Annotated in this window: 2 protein-coding genes; both read left to right on the forward strand. The window is 66.0% G+C overall.

From position 1 onward, the window contains the following. Positions 1 to 184 (forward strand): TolC family protein (locus tag HX846_RS34705; protein ID WP_178967202.1); only part of this gene is annotated, 184 nt, incomplete at its 5' end. Beyond that, positions 177 to 948 (forward strand): efflux RND transporter periplasmic adaptor subunit (locus HX846_RS34710; protein ID WP_178967203.1); only part of this gene is annotated, 772 nt, incomplete at its 3' end. The genes HX846_RS34705 and HX846_RS34710, both read left to right, overlap by 8 nt.

The following is a 948-nucleotide window of genomic DNA, read 5'->3' on the forward strand; positions in this document are numbered from 1 at the left end:
GGCCGAGGAGAAAGTGTCGCTGAGCCTGGCGGGGTATCGCGCGGGCAAGGGCGACCTGATGAGCGTGGTCAGCGCCCGCCGCGAGTGGGTCGAGGCGCGCTTCAAACAGATTGATGCCATTGAACAGCGCGCCCTGACCGGCGCCCAGCTGTATTTTGCTTACGGGGAACCCGCCAATGAATAACCGAATCGTGAATATGGCCCTGTTGGGCGGCGTCCTGCTGCTGGGTCTGGGTGGCGGCTATTGGCTGGCGCAGATGCGCGAGGCACAGCCGGTCACGGCCGGGACGATGCAGGCGCCGGACGAGAAAAAGGCGCTGTACTGGTACGACCCGATGTACCCGCAGCAAAAATTCGACAAGCCGGGCAAGTCGCCCTTCATGGACATGCAACTGGTGCCGCGCTACGCCGGTGGCGCCGAGGAGAGTGCGGCGATTCAGATCGACCCCAGCCTGACCCAGAACATCGGCGTGCGCCTGGCGAGCGTCAGCCGTGGGGTGCTGGCGTCGAGTCTTGAGCTGTCGGGAATCCTCGCCTTCAACGACCGCGATGTGGCGGTGGTGCAGGCGCGGGCTGCCGGATTTGTCGAGCGGGTTTACGCCCGTGCGCCGGGGGATGTGCTCAAGTCTCAGGCGCCCCTGGCGGACATTCTGGTGCCTGAATGGGCCGCCGCTCAGGAAGAGTTCCTTGCTCTGCGACACAGCGATCCAGGTTTGTTGGCTGCCGCCCGCCAGCGTCTGCGCTTGAGCGGAATGCCTGCCGGGCTGATCACGCAGATGGAGCGCAGCGGCCGGGTGCAATCGGTGATGACCATCACCACCCCGCTGGGCGGCGCGTTGCAAACCCTCGACGTACGCGAAGGCATGACCGTCGCGGCGGGTCAAACCCTGGCGCGGGTCAATGGCCTGGGCACCGTGTGGCTGCAGGTCGCCGTGCCTGAAGCCCAGG

Source organism: Pseudomonas sp. K5002 (genome assembly GCF_013386655.1).
Taxonomy (GTDB): Bacteria; Pseudomonadota; Gammaproteobacteria; order Pseudomonadales; family Pseudomonadaceae; genus Aquipseudomonas.